The 20,371-nt window shown below is 71.0% G+C and carries 14 protein-coding genes; 10 read left to right on the forward strand and 4 right to left on the reverse strand.

The annotated features are described in order from the left end of the window. Positions 1-547: 547 nt before the first annotated feature. From ABT345_RS15460 to metG, 5 genes are all read left to right on the forward strand, one after another. A complete protein-coding gene (locus tag ABT345_RS15460; protein WP_345089032.1) occupies positions 548-2,506 on the forward strand; it encodes a vWA domain-containing protein in 1,959 nt (652 codons plus the stop codon). A gap of 136 nt (positions 2,507-2,642) precedes the next feature. Further along, positions 2,643-3,305: a hypothetical protein gene (locus tag ABT345_RS15465; RefSeq protein ID WP_345089035.1), complete on the forward strand. Its 663-nt coding sequence runs from the start codon at positions 2,643-2,645 to the stop codon at positions 3,303-3,305. Between the two features lie 201 nt (positions 3,306-3,506). Beyond that, a complete protein-coding gene (locus ABT345_RS15470) occupies positions 3,507-3,956 on the forward strand; it encodes a hypothetical protein (RefSeq protein WP_345089038.1) in 450 nt (149 codons plus the stop codon). 123 nt (positions 3,957-4,079) lie between these two features. Then, complete coding sequence (locus tag ABT345_RS15475; protein WP_345089041.1) at positions 4,080-4,373, forward strand: hypothetical protein; 294 nt, start codon at positions 4,080-4,082, stop codon at positions 4,371-4,373. Positions 4,374-4,765: 392 nt separating this feature from the next. After that, positions 4,766-6,484, forward strand: a complete 1,719-nt coding sequence (gene metG, locus ABT345_RS15480) for a methionine--tRNA ligase (protein ID WP_345089044.1) — start codon at positions 4,766-4,768, stop codon at positions 6,482-6,484. 74 nt (positions 6,485-6,558) lie between these two features. On the opposite strand, the gene aspS is transcribed toward metG, so the two are convergent. Next, positions 6,559-8,331, reverse strand: coding sequence for an aspartate--tRNA ligase (gene aspS / locus ABT345_RS15485; protein WP_345089047.1), 1,773 nt, complete (start codon positions 8,329-8,331; stop codon positions 6,559-6,561). 430 nt (positions 8,332-8,761) lie between these two features. Between aspS and ABT345_RS15490 the strand changes: the two genes are divergently transcribed. Continuing rightward, a complete protein-coding gene (locus ABT345_RS15490; RefSeq protein WP_345089050.1) occupies positions 8,762-10,969 on the forward strand; it encodes an ATP-binding SpoIIE family protein phosphatase in 2,208 nt (735 codons plus the stop codon). On the opposite strand, the gene ABT345_RS15495 is transcribed toward ABT345_RS15490, so the two are convergent. The 3 genes from ABT345_RS15495 to ABT345_RS15505 all read right to left on the reverse strand — a co-directional run bounded on the left by ABT345_RS15495 (position 10,900) and on the right by ABT345_RS15505 (position 13,758). Further along, entirely contained in the window at positions 10,900-12,024 is a 1,125-nt protein-coding gene (locus ABT345_RS15495) for an AI-2E family transporter (RefSeq protein ID WP_345089053.1), read from the reverse strand. The genes ABT345_RS15490 and ABT345_RS15495 overlap by 70 nt on opposite strands. Positions 12,025-12,155: 131 nt before the next feature. Then, complete coding sequence (locus ABT345_RS15500; protein WP_345089056.1) at positions 12,156-13,109, reverse strand: pirin family protein; 954 nt, start codon at positions 13,107-13,109, stop codon at positions 12,156-12,158. A 178-nt stretch (positions 13,110-13,287) separates the two neighbouring features. After that, the gene (locus ABT345_RS15505; RefSeq protein ID WP_345089060.1) at positions 13,288-13,758 is read right to left on the reverse strand and encodes an SseB family protein; all 471 of its coding nucleotides are present in this window, start codon (positions 13,756-13,758) and stop codon (positions 13,288-13,290) included. 193 nt (positions 13,759-13,951) lie between these two features. Between ABT345_RS15505 and ABT345_RS15510 the strand changes: the two genes are divergently transcribed. The 4 genes from ABT345_RS15510 (at position 13,952) to ABT345_RS15525 (ending at position 20,319) form a co-directional block, all read left to right on the forward strand. Further along, entirely contained in the window at positions 13,952-15,778 is a 1,827-nt protein-coding gene (locus ABT345_RS15510) for an acyl-CoA dehydrogenase (protein WP_345089063.1), read from the forward strand. Positions 15,779-16,004: 226 nt separating this feature from the next. Beyond that, positions 16,005-17,297, forward strand: coding sequence for a M18 family aminopeptidase (locus tag ABT345_RS15515; protein WP_345089066.1), 1,293 nt, complete (start codon positions 16,005-16,007; stop codon positions 17,295-17,297). Position 17,298: 1 nt separating this feature from the next. Then, positions 17,299-19,191: an AfsR/SARP family transcriptional regulator gene (locus tag ABT345_RS15520; protein ID WP_345089069.1), complete on the forward strand. Its 1,893-nt coding sequence runs from the start codon at positions 17,299-17,301 to the stop codon at positions 19,189-19,191. A gap of 297 nt (positions 19,192-19,488) precedes the next feature. After that, positions 19,489-20,319, forward strand: a complete 831-nt coding sequence (locus ABT345_RS15525; protein ID WP_345089073.1) for a DUF4232 domain-containing protein — start codon at positions 19,489-19,491, stop codon at positions 20,317-20,319. The last annotated feature ends 52 nt before the right edge of the window (positions 20,320-20,371 follow it).

A 20,371-nucleotide genomic window follows, 5' to 3' on the forward strand; every position in this document is an offset into this window, starting at 1 on the left:
TAAGAGGGGACCGACCGGACATCGGATACCAGTCCGAGCCAATTCCTTACCCACACCTTGCCGACCCGTGTCCGCACCGTGATACGAGCCCACCCCCGCGCGGCCGCGTTCACACACCAGGAGAAGAGCGGTGATCATACGGGACCCCGCATAACGAAACGGAATCCAGGCAACCGGAAATGCACTGCGGACGGGTCGCCATCGAGGGGCGAATTCCCCGCCTGGCGCCGGTGACGGCGGGCCGGCGGCGGGCCGGCGGCGGCGGGCCGCGCGGGGCGGCTCGTACGGGCGCGGGCGCCGCACCTGGCCGGTTCCGTGCGCTCCGCCGACCGACCGCGCGCCGCGAGAGGCTCCGGGCGCGCGGTCTGGCCCCCACGGGACCCTTCACGACCCCCTTCAACGCCCCCTCGTACCGGCAACGCGGCACCCGAGGTCCCACTGTGACAACGGTTCGGGCCGCTACCCTTACGTATCCGTCCTGGTCAGGGACATGTCCGCAGCTTCACGGACATACGCCGCACCCACCACACCCCAGAGAGGTCCGCCGATGGGCATTCGGAGTCTGCTGCGCAACGCTTTCGGTCGCTCCAAGGCGACTCGGGAGGAGTCCGGCACCACACCGAGCGGCACGGAAACGCCGGAACCGGCCACCCCCGCCACCACCATCCCGGAGGCCCGCGAGGAGTCCGCCCCCGGCACCTCCGCCGACCGCCCCGCAGCCGAAGCGTCCGCCCCGGAAGAGCCCGCGACCGAGGCCCCCGCGGCCGAACAGCCCGCGACGGAACGGCCGGTGGCGGAACGCCCGGTGGCCGAGGTCCCCGCGGCCCGGACGGCCCCCCAGGACTCCCCCTCCGAACCGGCGCACCCGACCGTCCCGGCCCAGGCCGGCCACGCGGACGACCGGACCGACCGCCCGGCCCCGGAACAGGCCCCGAAGCAGGCCGCGGAGCAGGCCGCGGAGGCCGTGACGGCGCCTGATGAGGCACCGGAGCCGGTTGCGGCCGCGGACGCCCCCACGTCGGCCGCCGCCTCCGCCGGTGAGCCTGTCACCGCCGATGAGGCTGTCGCCGCCGATGAGGCTGTCGCCGCCGAGGCACCGGAGCCTGCCGCTCCGGCCTCCGGCTCTGCACCCTCCGGCATCTCGGCTTCGGACGCTCCGGCCTCCGACACCTCGGCTTCCGACGCTCCCGCCGCCGACGCGAGCCCGTCGGCAGCGGCCTCGGAGAAGCCGGACACCCCGAGCCTCACCGAGAACGAGGTCACGCCCGACACCGCCCCCGAGGACCTCGCCGCCGACCTGGTGAGCCAGGCATTCGACTCCCCGAAGCCGTCAACGGCCGTTCCTGCCGAGCCGGTTGAGGAGCCGAAGGCCGTAGAGGAGCCGAAGGCGGTAGAGGAGCCGAAGGCGGTAGAGGCTGCGGAGCCTGCGGAGGTTTCCGCGGCCAAGGAGGCTGCGGAGCCTGCGGAGGCCAAGGAGGTCGAGGAGACCGCAGAGGCCGCGGAGCCCGCAGAGGCTGTAGCGGCCCCGGCGAGCACACGGTCCGCCAAGGCCGAGACGTCTACGGAGCCCCTGGAGACCACGCAGGCCCCGGAGGTCCCGGAGGCCAAGGACACCACGGAGGCCCCGGAGGCCACGGAGGTCACGAAGACCTCGGAGCCCGTGGAGACCGCACCGGCCGAAAAGGCCACGGCGCCCACGGCCCCCGAGACAGCCAAGGCAACCGAGGCAACCAAGGCCCCCGAGGCACCCAACGCCACCGACGAACCCACCTCGCCGCCCCCCGGCAGCGTCGCCCTCCGCAAGGTCGAGGCGGCCGCGCCCGGTCTGGTCAGCCTCGTCAAGTCCGCCGCCGTGACCCTCGACAAGCACGGCCTCGGCACCCAGCGCGCCGCCGTGTACCTGGTGCTCGACCGCTCCGGCTCGATGCGCAACTACTACAAGGACGGCACCGTCCAGCACCTCGCCGAGCAGGCGCTCGGCCTCTCCGCGAACCTCGACGACGACGGCGTCGTCCCCGTCGTCTTCTTCTCCACCGACGTCGACGGCACCGCCGAACTCGACCTCACCGGCTACGAGGGCCGCATCGCCGAACTCCACGCCGGTCTCGGCCACATGGGGCGGACGAATTACCACTGGGCCATCGACGCGGTGGTCCAGCACTACAAGAAGTCCGGCAGCACGGCCCCCGCATTCGTCATCTTCCAGACCGACGGCGCCCCGACCTCCAAGCCGGCCGCCGAAAAGGCGCTCTGCGAGGCCGCCGGACTCCCCATTTTCTGGCAGTTCATCGGCTTCGGCGACCCCGAGGCCAAGGGCTTCGACTTCCTCCGCAAGCTCGACGACCTGGCCGTCCCGGAAAAGCGCGTCGTCGACAACGCCGGTTTCTTCCACGCCGGACGCGACCCCCGCGCCCTGTCCTCCGACGAGCTCTACCAGCAGCTGATGGTCGAGTTCCCCGAATGGCTCACCGAAGCCCGCACCGCAGGCGTCCTCAAGGACAACTGACACCCCCGCACCCCCCCTTCCGACCGGCCGCGCCGCCGGGCCCACCCGGGCCTGCCGCCGCGGCCGGCCGGCGTTGGAGGCATTCCGCACCTGCCGGCCCGGGCGTCAACGGCCCGAAGAACCCAGGAGCACCGAGATGAAAATCCGCTTCACCGGAACCCTCCCGGACCACCCCGAAGCAAACCGAGGAGCCAACTCCTTGAAGGCGGGCACGGAATACGAAGTTCTCGAAACGTACGCAACTGCCGACGGGCCGAATTACTTCCGCGTCGAGAGCTTTCCGGGCCGACTTCCCGCCCTCTTCGACAGTCGCCTCTTCGAAATAACCGACCCTGAAACCCCTGCCACATGGAGGGCTTCTCTCAGCCCGTACGGAAGCTTTTCGATGAGCCCTCCGGCCTGGTCCGCACCAGGTTTCTGGGAAGCCCTCATGGACGCAGAAGAGTGGGCCGTCAGCCAGTACAGAGAAGAGAAGGCAAAGATCACGTCGCCATGCCCATCACCCCGGAGCGGGCCATGGCTCCCTGGTTCCCCAACCCCGGACGACGGCACGGACAGGCCGAACTCCTCATCAAAGACAAGAACCGGATTCATCGAAGCCGGAGACGACCAGGGAAAATACGTAAAAATCGAGGAACTGCCCGACACTCCACCCAGCTACCTCATCACCCTCGCGAAGGACGCCGACTTCACCCAGGGCTGCGGTGACTACTGGGTAGAGGACAAGGAATCACTCAAACAATTCATAAGGGAAGGATACTGGGAAGTGAACTGGTTTCAATTTCCCGAATATCCGTAAAAGGCATCCCACCGCCTTGACGATCCTCATATTTATCGGAATTCCCTCCGAATAGGAGGATGCCGGCACCCCCGACGTCGACGATGGTCGTAAATTCCCCCGGACGGCGCGGGGCGTGGCCGGGCCACGGAGACATATGGAGCATCCACGCCTGCTGAAGCACCTCCTCGCCACACCCATCTCACACGAAGAAAGGACCCCATGGCGACGAGCGAAACGCATGCGCAGAAATGGATCGATGCCCTTGCAGTTGCAGGGATGAACGTCCCCCTCAGAAAACCTGTGGCGTGCACCCCTTCGGCGCTGTCCGGCCTCCATGCGGTAAACGGCATAGATACAGAGCCCACCGTAAAGATCCCCAAGTGCGCACCCACCCCCTTTCACTCCCTGGACATCCACTGGAAGCGCCAGACAGACAGGCTCGACCTTTACTCGGAGAAGGGTGAGGCCCTGGTATGCTCACCCTTTTTCTGCCTGGAGGACGTGGCGTGGCTGCGGTTTCAGGATCCGCTGTCGGGAGAAGGGCTTCCCTCACGGTTGATGAGGGCGAAAGCATCCCCGGAGTTCTTGGCACTGTCTCTGGACGGAAAACGACTCTGCGCCATTTCCGTCGAAGATGATGAATATTGGATCGTCACCCATTCCTCCTGAGGTTTCCGCGGAAGGAATCTCGGAAGGAATTGAGCAACTAGGACGTGACACATCCACGACCGACGCCAGAACGGCGATGCATCAAATCCCTGCTGGAATCCAACGAGCGAACAGGCGGCCGCCATGAAAATTCCCCCAAGGATCACGCGCCGCATCAACCAGGACTTCCCCCAGGAGGAGCGCGCGACAATCTTACAGCTGCTTGAGGAAGTCATTGAATCCGCCGGGAGGGGAATTCCGATACTCGAGGAGCGAGTGGCAGCCGCCATCCTGCTGCACAGCAGAGGGAACTTCGAACGGTTCGCGCAAGCCACAGATCTGGCGCAGCACGACTGGCGGGACCTCTTGATGGCGGTGGACGGAATGGCACACGAAGGATGGGAGCAGCATATCGATAGAGAGTTCGGAGCTCCTTAGCCCTTACCCATCCCGTAATTCCCCTGCTATGTGCGTCGTCACGGGAGAAAGAGAATCAGAGCAGCGACGGACCGGAACGGCGCCCGCCTGAACGTCCCCGGGGTGGCGCTGGGCCGTAGCAGGCTCGCCGCGATCACCCCGGGTGCAGCGAGGCACGGCCACCGGGCTGGAGCGATGCCCTGGCGCCCGGGCCGCTGCCGACGGCCACGACGCCGGCCGGCCGGTCACCGCCCGCTGACCGGAACGGCGGCACCGTACGACCCCGCGCCCGCCGCATCGCCTGCGGAAAGCCCGCCGAAACGCCCGTGAATCGCCCCCGCCCGGTCCAGTACGATATTGACGTTCCGTAAAGCAATTCCTCACTCACCGTAGCGACTTGGGAGCAGCCGGCAATGGCTCGACACCTCATCACCAGCGCCCTTCCGTACATCAACGGGATCAAGCACCTGGGCAACATGGTGGGGTCCATGCTCCCGGCCGATGTGTACGCGCGGTATATGCGCAAGCGCGGGCACGACGTCCTCTACATCTGTGCGACGGACGAGCACGGCACCCCGGCGGAGCTGGCCGCGAAGGCGGCGGGGCAGTCGGTGGCCGCGTTCTGCGCCGAGCAGCATGACAAGCAGAAGGCGATCTACGACGGCTTCGGGCTGGAATTCGACCACTTCGGCCGCAGCTCCTCGCAGCAGAACGTCGAGCTGACACAGCACTTCGCCCGCAAGCTCCACGAGAACGGCTTCATCGAGGAGCGGTCGATCCGCCAGGTGTACTCCAACGCCGACGAGCGGTTCCTGCCCGACCGCTACATCGTCGGCACCTGCCCGCACTGCGGCTACGACAAGGCCCGCGGCGACCAGTGCGAGAACTGCACCCGGGTGCTCGACCCGACGGACCTGATCGACGCCCGCTCGGCGATCAGCGGCAGCGGTGACCTGGAGGTCCGCGAGACCAAGCACCTCTTCCTCCTCCAGTCGAAGCTGCAGCACGAGGTCGAGGGCTGGCTGGAGGGCAACGGCAGCAAGGAGTGGCCGACGCTCGCCTCCTCCATCGCCCACAAGTGGCTGACCGAGGGCCTCCAGGACCGCGCCATCACCCGCGACCTGGACTGGGGCGTCCCCGTCCCCGCCGACGTCTGGCCGGAGCTGGCCGCCGAGGGCAAGGTCTTCTACGTCTGGTTCGACGCGCCGATCGAGTACATCGGCTCGACGAAGGAGTGGGCGGACGCCGATCCGGCGAACCGCGACTGGAAGTCGTGGTGGTACGAGGCGGACGACGTGCGCTACACGGAGTTCATGGCCAAGGACAACGTCCCGTTCCACTCCGTGATGTTCCCGGCCACCCAGCTCGGCACCCGTGAGCCCTGGAAGAAGGTCGACTTCCTCAAGGCGTTCAACTGGCTCAACTACTACGGCGGGAAGTTCTCCACCTCCCAGCAGCGCGGCATCTTCACCGACGCGGCGCTGGAGCTGCTGCCCGCCGACTACTGGCGCTACTTCCTGATGGCGCACGCGCCGGAGTCCGACGACACCTCCTTCACCTGGGAGCTGTTCTCCTCCTCCGTCAACAAGGACCTCGCCGACACCCTCGGCAACTTCGTCAACCGCGTGCTGTCCTTCTCCCGCAAGCGGTTCGGCGACGAGGTCCCGGCCGGCGCCGCGGCGGGCGAGGCCGAGCAGAAGCTGGGCGAGGAGATCGCGCGGCTGCTCGCGGAGTACGAGGGCCACATGGAGGCGCTGCAGTTCCGCAAGGCCGCGGCGTCGCTGCGTGCCCTGTGGAGCGCGGGCAACTCCTACCTGGAGGAGAAGGCCCCCTGGCTGGAGATCAAGACCGACCAGGACGCCGCGGCGCTGACGCTGCGCACCGCGATGAACCTCATCCACCTCTACGCGGTGGTCTCCGAGCCGTTCATCCCGGCGTCCGCGAAGGCCATGCGCGACGCGTTCGCGCTGGCCGACGACACCGCGGCGTGGGTGACCGGCGAGGAGGCCGCGGCGCTGGCGTTCGTCCCGGCGGGGACGGCGTTCACGGTGCCGCCGGTCCTCTTCGCGAAGATCACCGAGGACGACCTGGAGGCGTACCGCGCCCGCTTCGGCGGCGGCGACGACGCGTAGCCACCGCGGGCACCCACGGGAAAGCCCCCGCGACCTCCGAAAGGTCGCGGGGGCTTTCCCGTGTGCGGTGCGCGTCAGCCCTGGGTCTTCACCTGGGGCTTGCGGATGTGGAGGTGCAGCTCCTTGAGGCGCGCCTCCTCGACCTCGCTGGGCGCGCCCATGAGCAGGTCCTGGGCGTTGCCGTTGAGCGGGAAGGCGATGGTCTCGCGGATGTTGGGCTCGTCGGCCAGCAGCATCACGATGCGGTCGACGCCCGGGGCGATGCCGCCGTGCGGCGGGGCGCCGAACTTGAAGGCGCGCAGCATGCCGCCGAACTCCGCCTCGACGGTCTCCTTGTCGTAACCGGCGATGGCGAACGCCTTGTACATGACGTCCGGCTCGTGGTTACGGATCGCGCCGGAGGACAGCTCGACGCCGTTGCAGACGATGTCGTACTGCCAGGCGAGGATGTCCAGCGGGTCCTTGGTCTCCAGCGCCTCAAGGCCGCCCTGGGGCATGGAGAACGGGTTGTGGGAGAACTCGATCTTGCCGGTGTCCTCGTCCTTCTCGAACATCGGGAAGTCGACGATCCAGCAGAAGCGGAACTCGTCCTCGACGAAGTGGCCGGTGCGCTTGGCCGCCTCGACGCGGACCGCGCCCATGATCTTGGAGACCTCGTCGAACTCGCCGGCGCCGAAGAAGACGGCGTGGCCGGGCGCCAGGCCCAGGGCCTCGACGAGCGCCTTGGTGTCGTCGTCGGTGAGGAACTTGGCGATCGGGCCGGTCAGCTCGTTGCCCTCGCCGACGCGGATCCAGGCCAGGCCCTTCGCGCCCTGCTGGACGGCGAAGTCGCCCATCTGGTCGAAGAACTTCCGCGACTGGCCCGCGGTGTCCGGCACGGCCAGCGCGCGGACGTGCTTCCCGGCGAACGCCTTGAAACCGGAACCGGCGAAGACGTCCGAGACGTCCACCAGCTCCAGCTCGGCGCGCAGGTCCGGCTTGTCGGAGCCGTACTTCAGCATCGACTCGCGGAACGGGATGCGCGGGAACGGCGAGGTGACCGTGCGGCCGTTGCCGAACTCGGTGAACAGCTCGGTCATGAGCTTCTCGATCGGCTGGAAGACGTCTTCCTGCTCGACGAAGCTCATCTCGACGTCGAGCTGGTAGAACTCGCCCGGCGAGCGGTCGGCGCGGGCGTCCTCGTCACGGAAGCAGGGCGCGATCTGGAAGTAGCGGTCGAACCCGGCGATCATCAGCAGCTGCTTGAACTGCTGCGGCGCCTGCGGCAGCGCGTAGAACTTGCCGGCGTGCAGCCGCGAGGGGACGAGGAAGTCGCGGGCGCCCTCGGGGGAGGTGGCCGACAGGATCGGGGTGGCCATCTCGTTGAAGCCGAGCGCGGTCATCTTGTGCCGGATGGCGGAGATGACGGCGGTGCGCAGCAGGATGTTGCGGTGCATCCGCTCGCGGCGCAGGTCGAGGAAGCGGTACTCCAGGCGCTTCTCCTCGTTGACGCCGTCCTCGGCGTTGATGGTGAACGGGATCTGCTCGGCGGCGCCCAGCACCTCGACCTCGGAGACCTCGATCTCGATCTCGCCGGTCGGCAGGTCGGGGTTGACGTTGTCCGCGCCGCGGGCGGAGACCTTGCCGTCGATACGGACGACGGTCTCCTTGGTCAGCGAGGAGAGCGCCTCGTTGGCGGGGGTGCCGGGACGGGCGACGAGCTGCACCAGACCGTAGTGGTCGCGCAGATCGATGAAGAGGATGCCGCCCAGGTCACGTCGATTGTGCAGCCAGCCGCTGAGGCGGACGTCCGTGTCGACGTCCGCGGCCCGAAGCTCGCCGCAGGTGTGGGACCGGTACCGATGCATCGCTCATCCAAGTCGTCGCGAGTCGAGGTGGGGAGGCCGCACACGGACGCTGCCCGTCCGTGGCCGAACCGCTGCCGTCCGTGGAGGACCGCCCCGGGTATGTGATAACCGCTCCAGGGTACCGGCCCGGGGCCGGCGGCTGGATTGGCATATACGTGACACCGGCCGCGGGCGGCGGCACGGGGCGGGGCGTGGGGCCGGTGCCGCGGGCGGTACGGGGCGGGCGACGCACTCGTCATGCGCAGGTCGTGGGCCGGCGGGTGCGGCCGTGCGCGGGCGATCCGGGTTCTCCGGGGTCGGGCCGGGTGCTTCCGCCGCGTCCCGGCCCGGTGCTCGCGGCGGGCCCGGCGCCGCCTCCGGCCGGTGGGGACGGCTCCGGCCCCGCGCACCGTGTTGGTGGCCCTCGGAGGAACCCACTTAAAGTGAGGCAATGCGCACGAAGGATCTCCTCGCCGCCCTCGCGACCGGCCTGTGGCGCTGGGACGACGACTCGGGGCGGGTCCGGCTCGACGCCGAGGCCGCCCGGCTGCTCGGGCTCCCGGCGCGGACCGTGGAACTCTCCCGGGCGACCGTGCGGTCCCGGTTCCACCCGGTCGACTTCGCCGAGATCAACGGCGTGGTGCGGCTCGCCGTCGCGGAGCGGAGCCTCGCCGAGTCCCGGCTGCGCATCGTCGACCCCGACGGCCGGGTGCTGCGCACCGTCCGCTCCCGCTTCCGCCCGCTGCGGCGCGACGGCACCTTCACCCTGCTCGGCACGCTCCAGGAGGTGCCCGACCCGCAGCCCGACGCCACGGCCGTCCGCACCCCCGTCACCGGTGACTGGCGGCGCTCGCGCGAGGCGTTCCTGCTGGACGCCGGGCGGGCGCTGGCCGAGGCACGGTCCACCGCGGAGGTGCTGCGGGTGGCGGCCGGGCTGTCGATGCCCGGGTTCATACCCGATGGCCTCGCCGTCTTCGGCATCGTCGGCGGCCGCCTCACCGTGATCGGCCACCACGGGCAGCCGGGCGGCGAGGAGCGGCCCTTCACCGACATGACGACGGACACCGACTACCCGGCGGCCGAGGTCGTCCGGACCGGGCGGGCGATCTATCTGCCGACGCCCGAGGCGTACCGCGCCCGCTACCCCACCGCCTGGCCGCTCGCCGCCCGCTTCGCGCGCACCTCGTGGGCGTTCCTGCCGCTGGTCAACGCCGGACGCACGATCGGTGCCTGGATGGCCGGGTTCAACCATCCGGTGGCCTTCACGCCCGACGAGCGGGCGGTGCTCACCACCGTCGCGCGGATGCTCGCCCAGGCGCTGGCCCGCGCCGGGGCCCAGGAGTCGCAGCACGAACTCGCCGTCGGGCTGCAGCGCACCATGATGCCGACGGTGCGGCCGGACATCCCCGGGATGACGGTCGCCGCGCGGTACGTGCCGACCGGCGGCGGTCTGGAGGTCGGCGGCGACTGGTACGACATGATCCCGCTGCCGTCCGGCCGGACCGCGCTGGTCATCGGCGACGTCCAGGGCCACGACGTCCGGGCCGCGGGGCTGATGGGACAGCTGCGGATCGCGCTGCGCGCCTATGCCGCGGAGGGCCACCACCCGGACGGGGTACTCTCCCGCGCCTCCCGCTTCCTGTGTGGCATCAACGACACGGAGGGCGCCGGGAGCGTCGATCCGCGCTTCGCCACCTGCCTCTACATCGAGGTCGACCCGGCGACCGGGCTGCTGGACATCGCCCGGGCCGGACACCCCGAGCCGGCGATCCGCACCGCCGACGGCACCATGCTGGTCCGCGCCACCGCGGGCGGGCTGCCGCTGGGCATCACGCCGGACGCCGACTATCCGACCACCCGGCTGGTCCTGGAGCCCGGCGAGACGATGCTGGTCTGCACGGACGGGCTCATCGAGACCGGTGGCCACGACCTGGAGACCGGCTGGGCCCGGCTGCGCGGCGTCGTCGAGTCCCATCCGGACGGGGTGGCCGACGGGGGTCTGGAGCGGCTGGCGGACGCGCTGGTCCAGGCGGTCCACGGCCCCTCCTCGCACCACATGACCGGGCCGCTGGTGGACCGGCGGGAGGACGACATCGCGATGCTGCTGCTGTCCCGGGACGCCGCCGCGTGCCGGGTGGGCGCGGGCGGCCCGGAGACGGTCCGGCCGGTGCGCCGCACGGTGCTGACCGTCGCGCAGGCCGAGCCGGAGCGGATCGCCGAGGCGCGGGCGCAGATCCGCGACGTGCTGCACGACTGGGCCGATCCGGAGCAGGTGGACGCCGCGGTGCTGCTGGTCTCCGAGGTCGTCACCAATGTGCTGACGCACACCGACGGGGACGCGCTGCTGGTCATCGAGTTGTCGGGCCCGGCCGGCCACCGACGGATGCGGGTCGATGTGGCGGATGCCAGCGATGAGCTGCCGCACCGCCGCAGCCCCGGCGAGCTGGCGTCCTCGGGCCGCGGCCTGGTGCTGATGGAGCTGCTGGCGGGTGCGTGGGGCGTGGAGCCGCGCGGCGACGGCAAGTCGACCTGGTTCGAGATCTACGAGGACGCGGGCGGCGCGGCGGGCCCGGACGCCGCCGGGGCGCCCTACGCGGGGGCGGAGCCGGGTGCCTCCGGGTCCGCGGCGTCCGGTGATGCGGTGGCCGAGCCGACGTAGTGGCGGCGCAGCTCGTGGAGTGCGCCGAAGGCGGCGGCGGTCAGCGGCACGGCCAGCAGCATGCCGAGGATGCCCGCGACCCCGGCGCCCGCGGTGATCGCCAGCATGACGATCGCCGGGTGCATCTGGACGGTCCGGCTCTGGATCATCGGCTGGAGGACATGGCCCTCCAGCACCTGCACCGCGAGGACCACGCCGAGCGCCCACAGCGCCTTGACGAAGCCGCCCTCGGCGAGCGCCACCAGGATCGCGACGGCGCCCGAGATGAAGGCGCCGAGGTAGGGGATGTAGGCGCCGACGAAGACCAGCGCGCCCAGCCCGAAGGCGTTGGGGACGTCCAGGATCAGCAGTCCGACGGTGATGCAGGTGGCGTCGATCAGCGCGATGAGGGTGGTGCCGCGCATGAAGCCCTCGATCGCCTGGAAGCCGCGGCGGGCCATGCCCTCCAGCCGCGGCGCGGACTCACCGGGCGCCCAGTCGCGCAGCGCGCTCAGCGCCTTGCCCGAGTCGCGGAGGAAGAAGAAGGTCAGCAGCAGGGCGAGGACCGCCGCCGCGATGAACTGGCCGACCACGCTGACGCCCGCCAGCAGCCCGGAGGCGGCGGTGGTGCCGAACTTGCCGATCAGCGTCTTGGCGTTGGTGGCGAGGTCGTCCAGGGAGGTGCCGGCGGTGCCGAAGTGCCGGGAGAGCTGCTTGGCCGCCTCCTTGAGCGAGGCGATGATCTGGTCGCCGGTGTCGACCAGCGCGCTGACCACGATGTACCCGGCGCCGCCGACCACGATCACCAGCACCGCGCAGGTCAGCCCGGCGGCCAGCGAGCGGTTGAGCTTCATCGCCACCATCCGCCGGTACAGCGGTCCGAGCAGCGCGCTGCCCAGCAGGGCCAGCAGTACGGGCGTGACGGCGGCGCTCAGCTCCACGCTGAGCCAGACGCCGACCGCGATCACGCCCGCCACCAGCAGTGCCACCGCACACCAGGCGGCGGTCCGGCGGGCGGCGATCGGAAGCAGCGGCGGCTCGCCGCGGGGCCGGTCTCTCTTCAGGTCGTTTTGCACCCGAACAGTCCATCATGTCCACCGGCCGACCGGGCGCGGCCCGCGTTTCACGTGAAACGTGGCGCGGCGCGCCGCCCGTTTCACGTGAAACAAGCAGCGCGCCGCGCTCACCGCACCTGCCGGATCCGCGCTCAGCTCTCCTCGGCGGGCACGGTCCCGAGCCGTCCGGCCTGGAAGTCCTCGAAGGCCTGGGCCAGTTCGGCGTGGGTGTTCATGACGAACGGACCGTAGTGCCGCATCGGCTCCCGGATCGGCTCCCCGCCCAGCAGCACGACCTCGAAGTTCGGGCTGCGGGACTCCTGGCTCTCGTCCGCCCGGATGGTGAGCGAGTCACCGGAGCCGAAGACGACCGTCTGGCCGGTCCGGAACGGACGGCCTTCCGCGCCCGCCGTGCCGCGCCCGGCCAGCCCGTACGCGAGGGCGTTGAAGTCGGCCCGCCACGGCAGGGTCACCTCCGCGCCCGGGTTGACCGAGACATGGAGCATGGTGATCGGGGTGTGGGTGATGCCGGGGCCCTTGTTGCCGTCGAGGTCACCGGCGATCAGCCGCAGCAGCGCGCCGCCGTCGGCGGAGGTGAGCAGCTTGACCTGGCCGCCGCCGATGTCCTGGTAGCGCGGCGCCATCATCTTGTCGCGCTTGGGGAGGTTCACCCACAGCTGGAGGCCGTGGAAGAGCCCGCCAGACATGACGAGCGACTCCGGCGGCGCCTCGATGTGCAGCAGACCGGACCCGGCGGTCATCCACTGGGTGTCACCGCCGTTGATGACGCCGCCGCCACCGTGCGAGTCACGGTGCACGAACGAGCCGTCGATCAGATACGTGACGGTCTCGAAGCCACGGTGCGGGTGCCAGGGCGTGCCCTTGGGCTCTCCCGGCGCGTACTCCACCTCGCCCATCTGGTCCATCATGATGAACGGGTCGAGGTGCTGGTAGTTGATGCCGGCGAACGCCCGGCGCACCGGGAAGCCTTCGCCCTCGAAGCCGCTCGGCGCGGTCGAGACGGCGAGCACGGGACGGGGGCGTGCCTCGGCGGGTGCCGCCACACGCGGCAGGGTCAACGGATTCTCAACGGTCACTGCGGGCATGACGGCCTCCTCGGTCGTTCGGGTTTCAACTTAGTTGAATGCTGAACAACCTGCAAGGCGTCTGCCATTCCCCGATACATCACCGCAGGCCGGCGCGGGCCTTTCCGGCACCACAGCACGCCGAAGGGCCGGCCCGCACGGTGCGGGTCGGCCCTTCGGTCCGGTCAGCGGGAGTGATTCAGCCGTACATCTGGCGCATCGCGAAGTCGACCATCTGCTCCACGGCCTTCGCGTCGAAGACCATCCGGTGGTCGCCCTCCATGTCGAGGACGAAGCCGTAGCCGGTGGGCAGCAGGTCGAGCACCTCGGCGCCGGTGATGACGAAGTACTTGGACTCCTTGCCCGCGTACCGCCGCAGCTCCTTGAGCGAGGTGAACATCGGGATCACCGGCTGCTGGGTGTTGTGCAGCGCCAGGAAGCCGGGGTTGTCGCCGCGCGGGCAGTAGACCTTCGAGGTGGAGAAGATCCCCTGGAAGTCCTCGGCGGACATCGAGCCCGTCGTGAAGGCGCGCACCGCGTCCGCGAGCGAGGGCGGGGACGGCTCCGGATACAGCGGCTGCTCGCCGTAGCCCCCGGAGGGAGGTTGCTGCGGCGGGGGCGGCGCACCGTACTGCTGCCCTGCACCCGCACTCTGGTCGTAGCCGTACATGCGGCACAGCGTACTGAGTCGGGAGGGGACGCTCGTCACAGATGGCCGGATAGGGGTTGCTTCTTATTACCGATGGGTAGCATCATCGGAGCTACCTGCTGGTAATTGCGTGACGGGGCCCTCCCACCGCACAGGACCTCGCGACGAGGCGCCACGCGCCACTCTCTTGCTGAACTGATACGGAGCCGTACCCATGGGGCACTACAAGTCGAATCTCCGCGACATCGAGTTCAACCTCTTCGAGGTGCTCGGCCGTGACAGCGTGTACGGCACCGGTCCGTTCGCGGAGATGGATGTCGACACCGCCAAGAGCGTGCTGTCGGAGATCGCCCGGCTCTCGGAGAACGAGCTGGCCGATTCCTTCGCCGACACCGACCGCAACCCGCCGGTCTTCGACCCGGAGACCAACACCGCGCCGATCCCGGACACCTTCAAGAAGAGCTACCAGGCGTACATGGACGCCGAGTGGTGGCGGCTGGGCATCCCGGAGGAGATCGGCGGCACCACCGCGCCCCGCTCGCTGCTGTGGGCCTTCGCCGAGACGATCCTGGGCGCCAACCCGGCGATCTGGATGTACGCCTCCGGCCCCGCCTTCGCGGGCGTCCTGTACGACGAGGGCACCGAGGAGCAGCACCGCATCGCGCAGCTGATGGTGGACAAGCAGTGGGGCTCCACCATGGTGCTGACCGAGCCGGACGCCGGTTCGGACGTCGGCGCCGGCCGCACCAAGGCCGTCCAGCAGGAGGACGGCAGCTGGCACATCGAGGGCGTGAAGCGCTTCATCACCTCCGGTGAGCACGACATGTCCGAGAACATCGTGCACTTCGTCCTCGCCCGCCCCGAGGGTGCCGGTCCGGGCACCAAGGGTCTGTCGCTCTTCATCGTGCCGAAGTACGACTTCGACTGGGAGACCGGCGAGCTGGGCGAGCGCAACGGCGCCTACGCCACCAACGTCGAGCACAAGATGGGCCTCAAGGCGTCCAACACCTGCGAGATGACGTTCGGCGCCAACCACCCCGCCAAGGGCTGGCTGCTCGGCGAGAAGCACGACGGCATCCGCCAGATGTTCAAGATCATCGAGTTCGCGCGGATGATGGTCGGCACGAAGGCCATCGCCACCCTCTCCACCGGCTACCTCAACGCGCTGGAGTACGCCAAGGAGCGCGTGCAGGGCCCCGACCTCGCGGCCTTCACCGACAAGACCGCCCCGCGCGTCACCATCACCCACCACCCCGACGTGCGCCGCTCCCTGATGACGCAGAAGGCGTACGCCGAGGGCATGCGCGCCCTGGTGCTCTACACCGCGACCGTCCAGGACGAGATCATCGCCAAGGAGGCCGCGGGCGAGGACGCGAGCGCCGCCACCCGCCTCAACGACCTGCTGCTGCCGATCGTCAAGGGCTACGGCTCGGAGAAGTCCTACGAGCAGCTGGCGCAGTCGCTGCAGACCTTCGGCGGCTCCGGGTACCTCCAGGAGTACCCGATCGAGCAGTACATCCGGGACTCCAAGATCGACACCCTCTACGAGGGCACCACCGCCATCCAGGGCCAGGACTTCTTCTTCCGGAAGATCGTCCGCGACCAGGGCCAGGCGCTGACCGCGCTCTCCAACGAGATCAAGGAGTTCCTGGGCCAGGAGACCGGCGGCGAGGAGCTGGCCGCCGCCCGCGGCGAGCTGGCCAAGGCCGCCGCCGACCTGGAGGCGATCGTCGGCGCGATGCTGACCGACCTCGCCGCCACCGAGAAGGACGTCAAGTCCATCTACAAGGTCGGCCTCAACACCACCCGCCTGCTGCTGGCCTCCGGTGACGTCGTCATCGGCTACCTGCTGCTCAAGGGCGCGGCCGTCGCCGCCGCGAAGCTGGACGGCGCCTCCGCCAAGGACAAGCCGTTCTACACCGGCAAGATCGCCGCGGCGAAGTTCTTCGCGCACAACGTCCTGCCCGCCCTCTCCGTCCAGCGCTCGCTGGCCGAGGGCATCGACCAGTCCCTGATGGAGCTGGACGAGTCGGCGTTCTGATCGCTGTCACCCCACGGCGGATCCGGCCGCACCCGGAGCCGCCTTTCACCGGCGGTGCCCGCCTCCCCATCCCCCGGGGCGGCGGGCACCGCTGTACGCAGGGCCGTTCGCACCCACGGCGCAACCCCGGCGAACACCCGCATCCTGGCCGGAAGAGGACGGAGCGGCACCCGGTCCGCCCGCATCGGCGCGGGTCACCCGGGGCCCTCCTCCTTATGCTGGAGCCATGACCAACTCCGCCCGCTTCGACCGCGGCCACACCGACGATCTGATGTCCTTCCTCGCCGCGAGCCCGTCGCCGTACCACGCGGTGGCGAATGCGGCGGCGCGGCTGGCGGCGGCGGGTTTCCGGCAGGTCGCGGAGACCGACGCCTGGGACGGCGGCCACGGCGGCAAGTACGTCCTGCGGGGCGGAGCGCTCATCGCCTGGTACGTCCCCGAAGGCGCCGAACCCGCCACCCCCTTCCGCATCCTGGGCGCCCACACCGACTCCCCCAACCTCCGGGTCAAACCGCTGCCGGACACCGGCGCGCACGGCTGGCGGCAGGTCGCCGTCGAGATCTACGGCGGCGCGCTGCTCAACACCTGGCTCGACCGGGACCTCGGCCTCTCCGGCCGGGTCACGCTGCGGGACGGCAGCCACCGCCTCGTCAACATCGACCGCGCGCTGCTGCGGGTGCCGCAGCTCGCCATCCACCTCGACCGCTCGGTCAACACCGACGGCCTCAAGCTCGACAAGCAGCGCCACATGACGCCGATCTGGGGCCTGGGCGAGGTGAACGAGGGCGATCTGATCGCCTTCGTCGAGCAGGAGGCACAGCTGCCCGCCGGTGAGATCCGCGGCTGGGACCTGATGGTCCACAGCATCGAGCCGCCCGCCTACCTGGGCCGCGACCGCGAACTGCTCGCCGGGCCGCGGATGGACAACCTGCTGTCCGTGCACGCCGGCACCGCCGCCCTGATCGCCGCCGCCGAGTCCGGCGAGCTGACCACCATCCCGGTGCTGGCCGCCTTCGACCACGAGGAGAACGGCAGCCAGTCCGACACCGGCGCCGACGGCCCGCTGCTCGGCTCGGTGCTGGAGCGTTCGGTCTTCGCCCGCGGCGGCGCGTACGAGGACCGCGCCCGCGCCTTCGCCGGGACCCTCTGCCTCTCCTCCGACACCGGCCACGCCGTCCACCCCAACTACGGTGAGCGCCACGAGCCCGGACACCACCCGGTGCCCAACGGCGGCCCGATCCTGAAGGTGAACGTCAACCAGCGGTACGCCACGGACGGCGACGGGCGGGCGGTCTTCGCCGCCGCCTGTGAGCGCGCCGAGGTGCCCTGGCAGTCGTTCGTCTCGAACAACGCGATGCCCTGCGGCACCACGATCGGACCGATCACCGCCGCACGACACGGCATCACCACCGTCGATGTCGGCGTCGCCATCCTCTCCATGCACTCGGCACGTGAGCTGTGCGGCGCCGAGGACCCGTACCTGCTCGCGAACGCCCTGACGGCCTTCCTGGAGGGCTGAGTTGGACTTCTCACTGCTGGGCCCGATCGCCGTCACCACCGGCTCCGGGGAGCTGTCGCTCGGGCCGGCGAAACGGCGCAGTGTGCTGGCGCTGCTGCTGTTGCAGCCCAACACCACCGTCCCCCTGGAGCAGCTGATCGACTCGCTCTGGGAGGACGAGCCACCCGAACACGCCCGTACCGTCGTCCAGGGCCATGTCTCGCGGCTGCGCGCCACGCTGGCCCAGGGCGGCGCCGACGCGTACGGCATCGAGCTGACCACCCATGGCTCGGCCTATCTGCTGCGGCTGCCCGAGGAGCTGATCGACGCCCACCGCTTCGGTGAACTCGTCGCGCTGGCCCGCCCGGAGGAGGCGCCGGCCGACGCGGTGCCGCTGCTGCGGGAGGCGCTGGGGCTGTGGCGCGGTCCGGCGCTGACCGGCACGGTCACCAGCCCGCCGTTCGCCGCCGCCGCGCATGCGCTGGAGGAACGGCGGCTGACCGCCGTCGAGGCACTGGGCCGCGCCCACGGCGCGCTCGGCGCCCACGAACAGGCCGCGGCGGTGCTCTACAACGCCGCCGTCAATCACCCGCTGCGCGAGGGGCTGATCGCCGGTCTGATGCAGGCGTTGTTCCGTACGGGCCGTCAGTCCGACGCGCTGGAGTGGTTCCACCGCACCCGCCGGCTGCTCAACGAGGAGCTGGGCGTCGATCCGGGCGAGCGGCTGCGCGGGGCGTACGAGGAGATCCTGCGGGCGGAGAAGGCCCGGCCGGCCGCGAAACCGGCCGCTGTTTCACGTGAAACAGGCGACGGTGCGTCCGGTGCGCAGTCCGGCGCCCGGGTGCCCGCACAGGGCGGCCAGGCCTCCGGCGGCGCGGGCGGCTCCGGGCGGGGCACCGCGGCGCCGCGGCTGCTGCCCCGGCCGCCGGCCCGCTTCCTGGGGCGGGAGCACCAGCTCGCGGCGCTCACCGCGATCCTGACGGCCCGTACGCCGCAGGAGAGTCCGCTCGCGGTGGTCGCCGGTCCGGCCGGGGTCGGCAAGACGGCGTGCGCCGTGCAGTGGGCGCATCAGCACGCCGCGGCGTTCCCGGACGGTCAGCTCTTCGCCGATCTGCGCGGTTTCGGGGAGGGCGACGAGGCGGCGCCCGCCGAGATCCTCCGCGACTTCCTGCTGGCGCTGGGCACCCCGCCGGAGCGGGTGCCGTCCTCCGCCGAGGCGGCGTCCGCGCTGTTCCGGTCGCTGGTGGCGGAGCGTCGGCTGCTGGTCGTCCTCGACAACGCACGCGGTTCGGCGCAGGTACGGCCGCTGCTGCCCGGCGGCCCGCACTGCGCCACCGTCGTCACCAGCCGCAGCCGCCTCGACGGGCTGGTCGCCACCGACTGGGCCCGGCCCGTCGGTCTGCAGGCGATGGGCCACGAGGAGGGCGCGGCTCTGCTGGGCGCGATGCTCGGCGCCGAGCGGGTCGCCGAGGACCCGGCGGCGGCACAGGAGCTGGTCGCGCTCTGCGACGGGCTGCCGCTGGCGCTGCGGGCCGCCGCCGCGCAGCTGACGGCCCGGCCGCGCTGGCGGCTGGCCCGGCTGGCCGCGGCGCTGCGTGACGAGCGGCGGCGGCTGGCGCTGCTGTCCGCCGAGGACACCGGCATCGCGGCCGCGCTGCGGATGTCCGTGGCCCGGCTGTCGGCCGACGACGCCCGGCTGCTCAGCGCGCTGGCCACCAGCGCCGACGGGCATCTGAACTCGTCGGTGGCGGCGGCCCTCGCCGGGTACGACCAGGAGCGCACGCAGGACGCGCTGGACCGGCTCGCGGAGATGCATCTGGTGGACGAGGAGTCCACCGACGTCTACACGATCAGCACGCTCACCCAGCTGTTCGCGCGCGACGAGCGCGGGGAGGGGGACGGGCCGGGGGCCTGAGCGGGGCCGCGGCGCGGGTCGGGGGAGGTGCGCCTCGGATGCCCGGCCCGGCGGCCGTGCCCCGAGCCCGGCCCCGTGGCTGCCTCGCGAGGCGTCCGGGCCCGGGGTCCGGCGGCGGGCCGGCCGCGCGTCACCGGCCCGCCGCCCCGGTCCCGGGTCCCGGCGAGGCCGCGGACCGCCCCCGGATCGCCGTCCCCGTCGCGTTAGGCGGGCGTTAGCGGCGCGGCAGCGGCGGTCGGCAAGGTGGTGGACAGCTCGCAAGAGGCCATCAGCCACCGCCCACCGGGGGAGACCGCCATGTCACGTATGTCGCAGCCGCAGTCGGCACCGCGCACCCGACGTACCGGTGGCGCGGCCGGGGCCTCCTCCCGGCGGATCGGGATGCGCCTCGCGGCGGCCGGTCTCGTCGCCGTCGCCGGGCTCTCCCTCACCGCCTGCGGCCAGTCGGACGACGCGCTCAAGACCAGCGACGGCCGGCCCTTCGACGCGGCGCCGCAGGACCACCTCGACACCGGCGCGCCCGGCAAGAACGGCGGGGTCCACGCGGACGGCGGTCAGGCGAGCGGCAGCGGCGCCGGCAAGGAGAACAAGACCACCGCGTCCGGCTCCGGCGGCTCCGGCGGCGGCCGCACGGACTCCGGCCACACCGGCAACGCCCCCGGCACGGACGGTACGACGCCGCCCCCGGGAGACGCCGGCGGCGCCCCCAAGGCCTGCGACCCGGCGGACCTCACCCTCACCGCCTCGGCGCTGCCGCGGCCCGTCAACCACCTTCTCCTGGAGGCGAAGAACACCTCCGGCACCACCTGCGACCTGTACTCCTACCCGTTCCTCCGGTTCGACGAGGCGCAGTCGCCGCTCGCCCCGCTGGCGGAGAGCAAGCCGCAGTCGGTGCTCTCCCTCGCCCCCGGCGCCTCCGGCTACGCGAGCATCATGACCTCGTCCGGCGACGGCAGCGGCACCAACGGCCACCAGCGGACATCGCTCAGCCTCAGCCTGGCCGACCGCGACGAACAGGGCGGCGGCGCCTCGGTGCCGGTCGCGCTGCCCGGCGGCTCCGCGTACCTCGACGACAGCGCCTGGGTCACGTACTGGCAGCCGGACGCGGCCACCGCCGCCAACTGGTAGGCCACCCCGGGGCATCCGCCCCCCGAGAACCAGGGCGCCCGCATCCCCCAGC

The sequence above is a fragment of the Streptomyces sp. NPDC000404 genome (assembly GCF_040300365.1).
Lineage (GTDB): Bacteria > Actinomycetota > Actinomycetes > Streptomycetales > Streptomycetaceae > Streptomyces > Streptomyces ramulosus.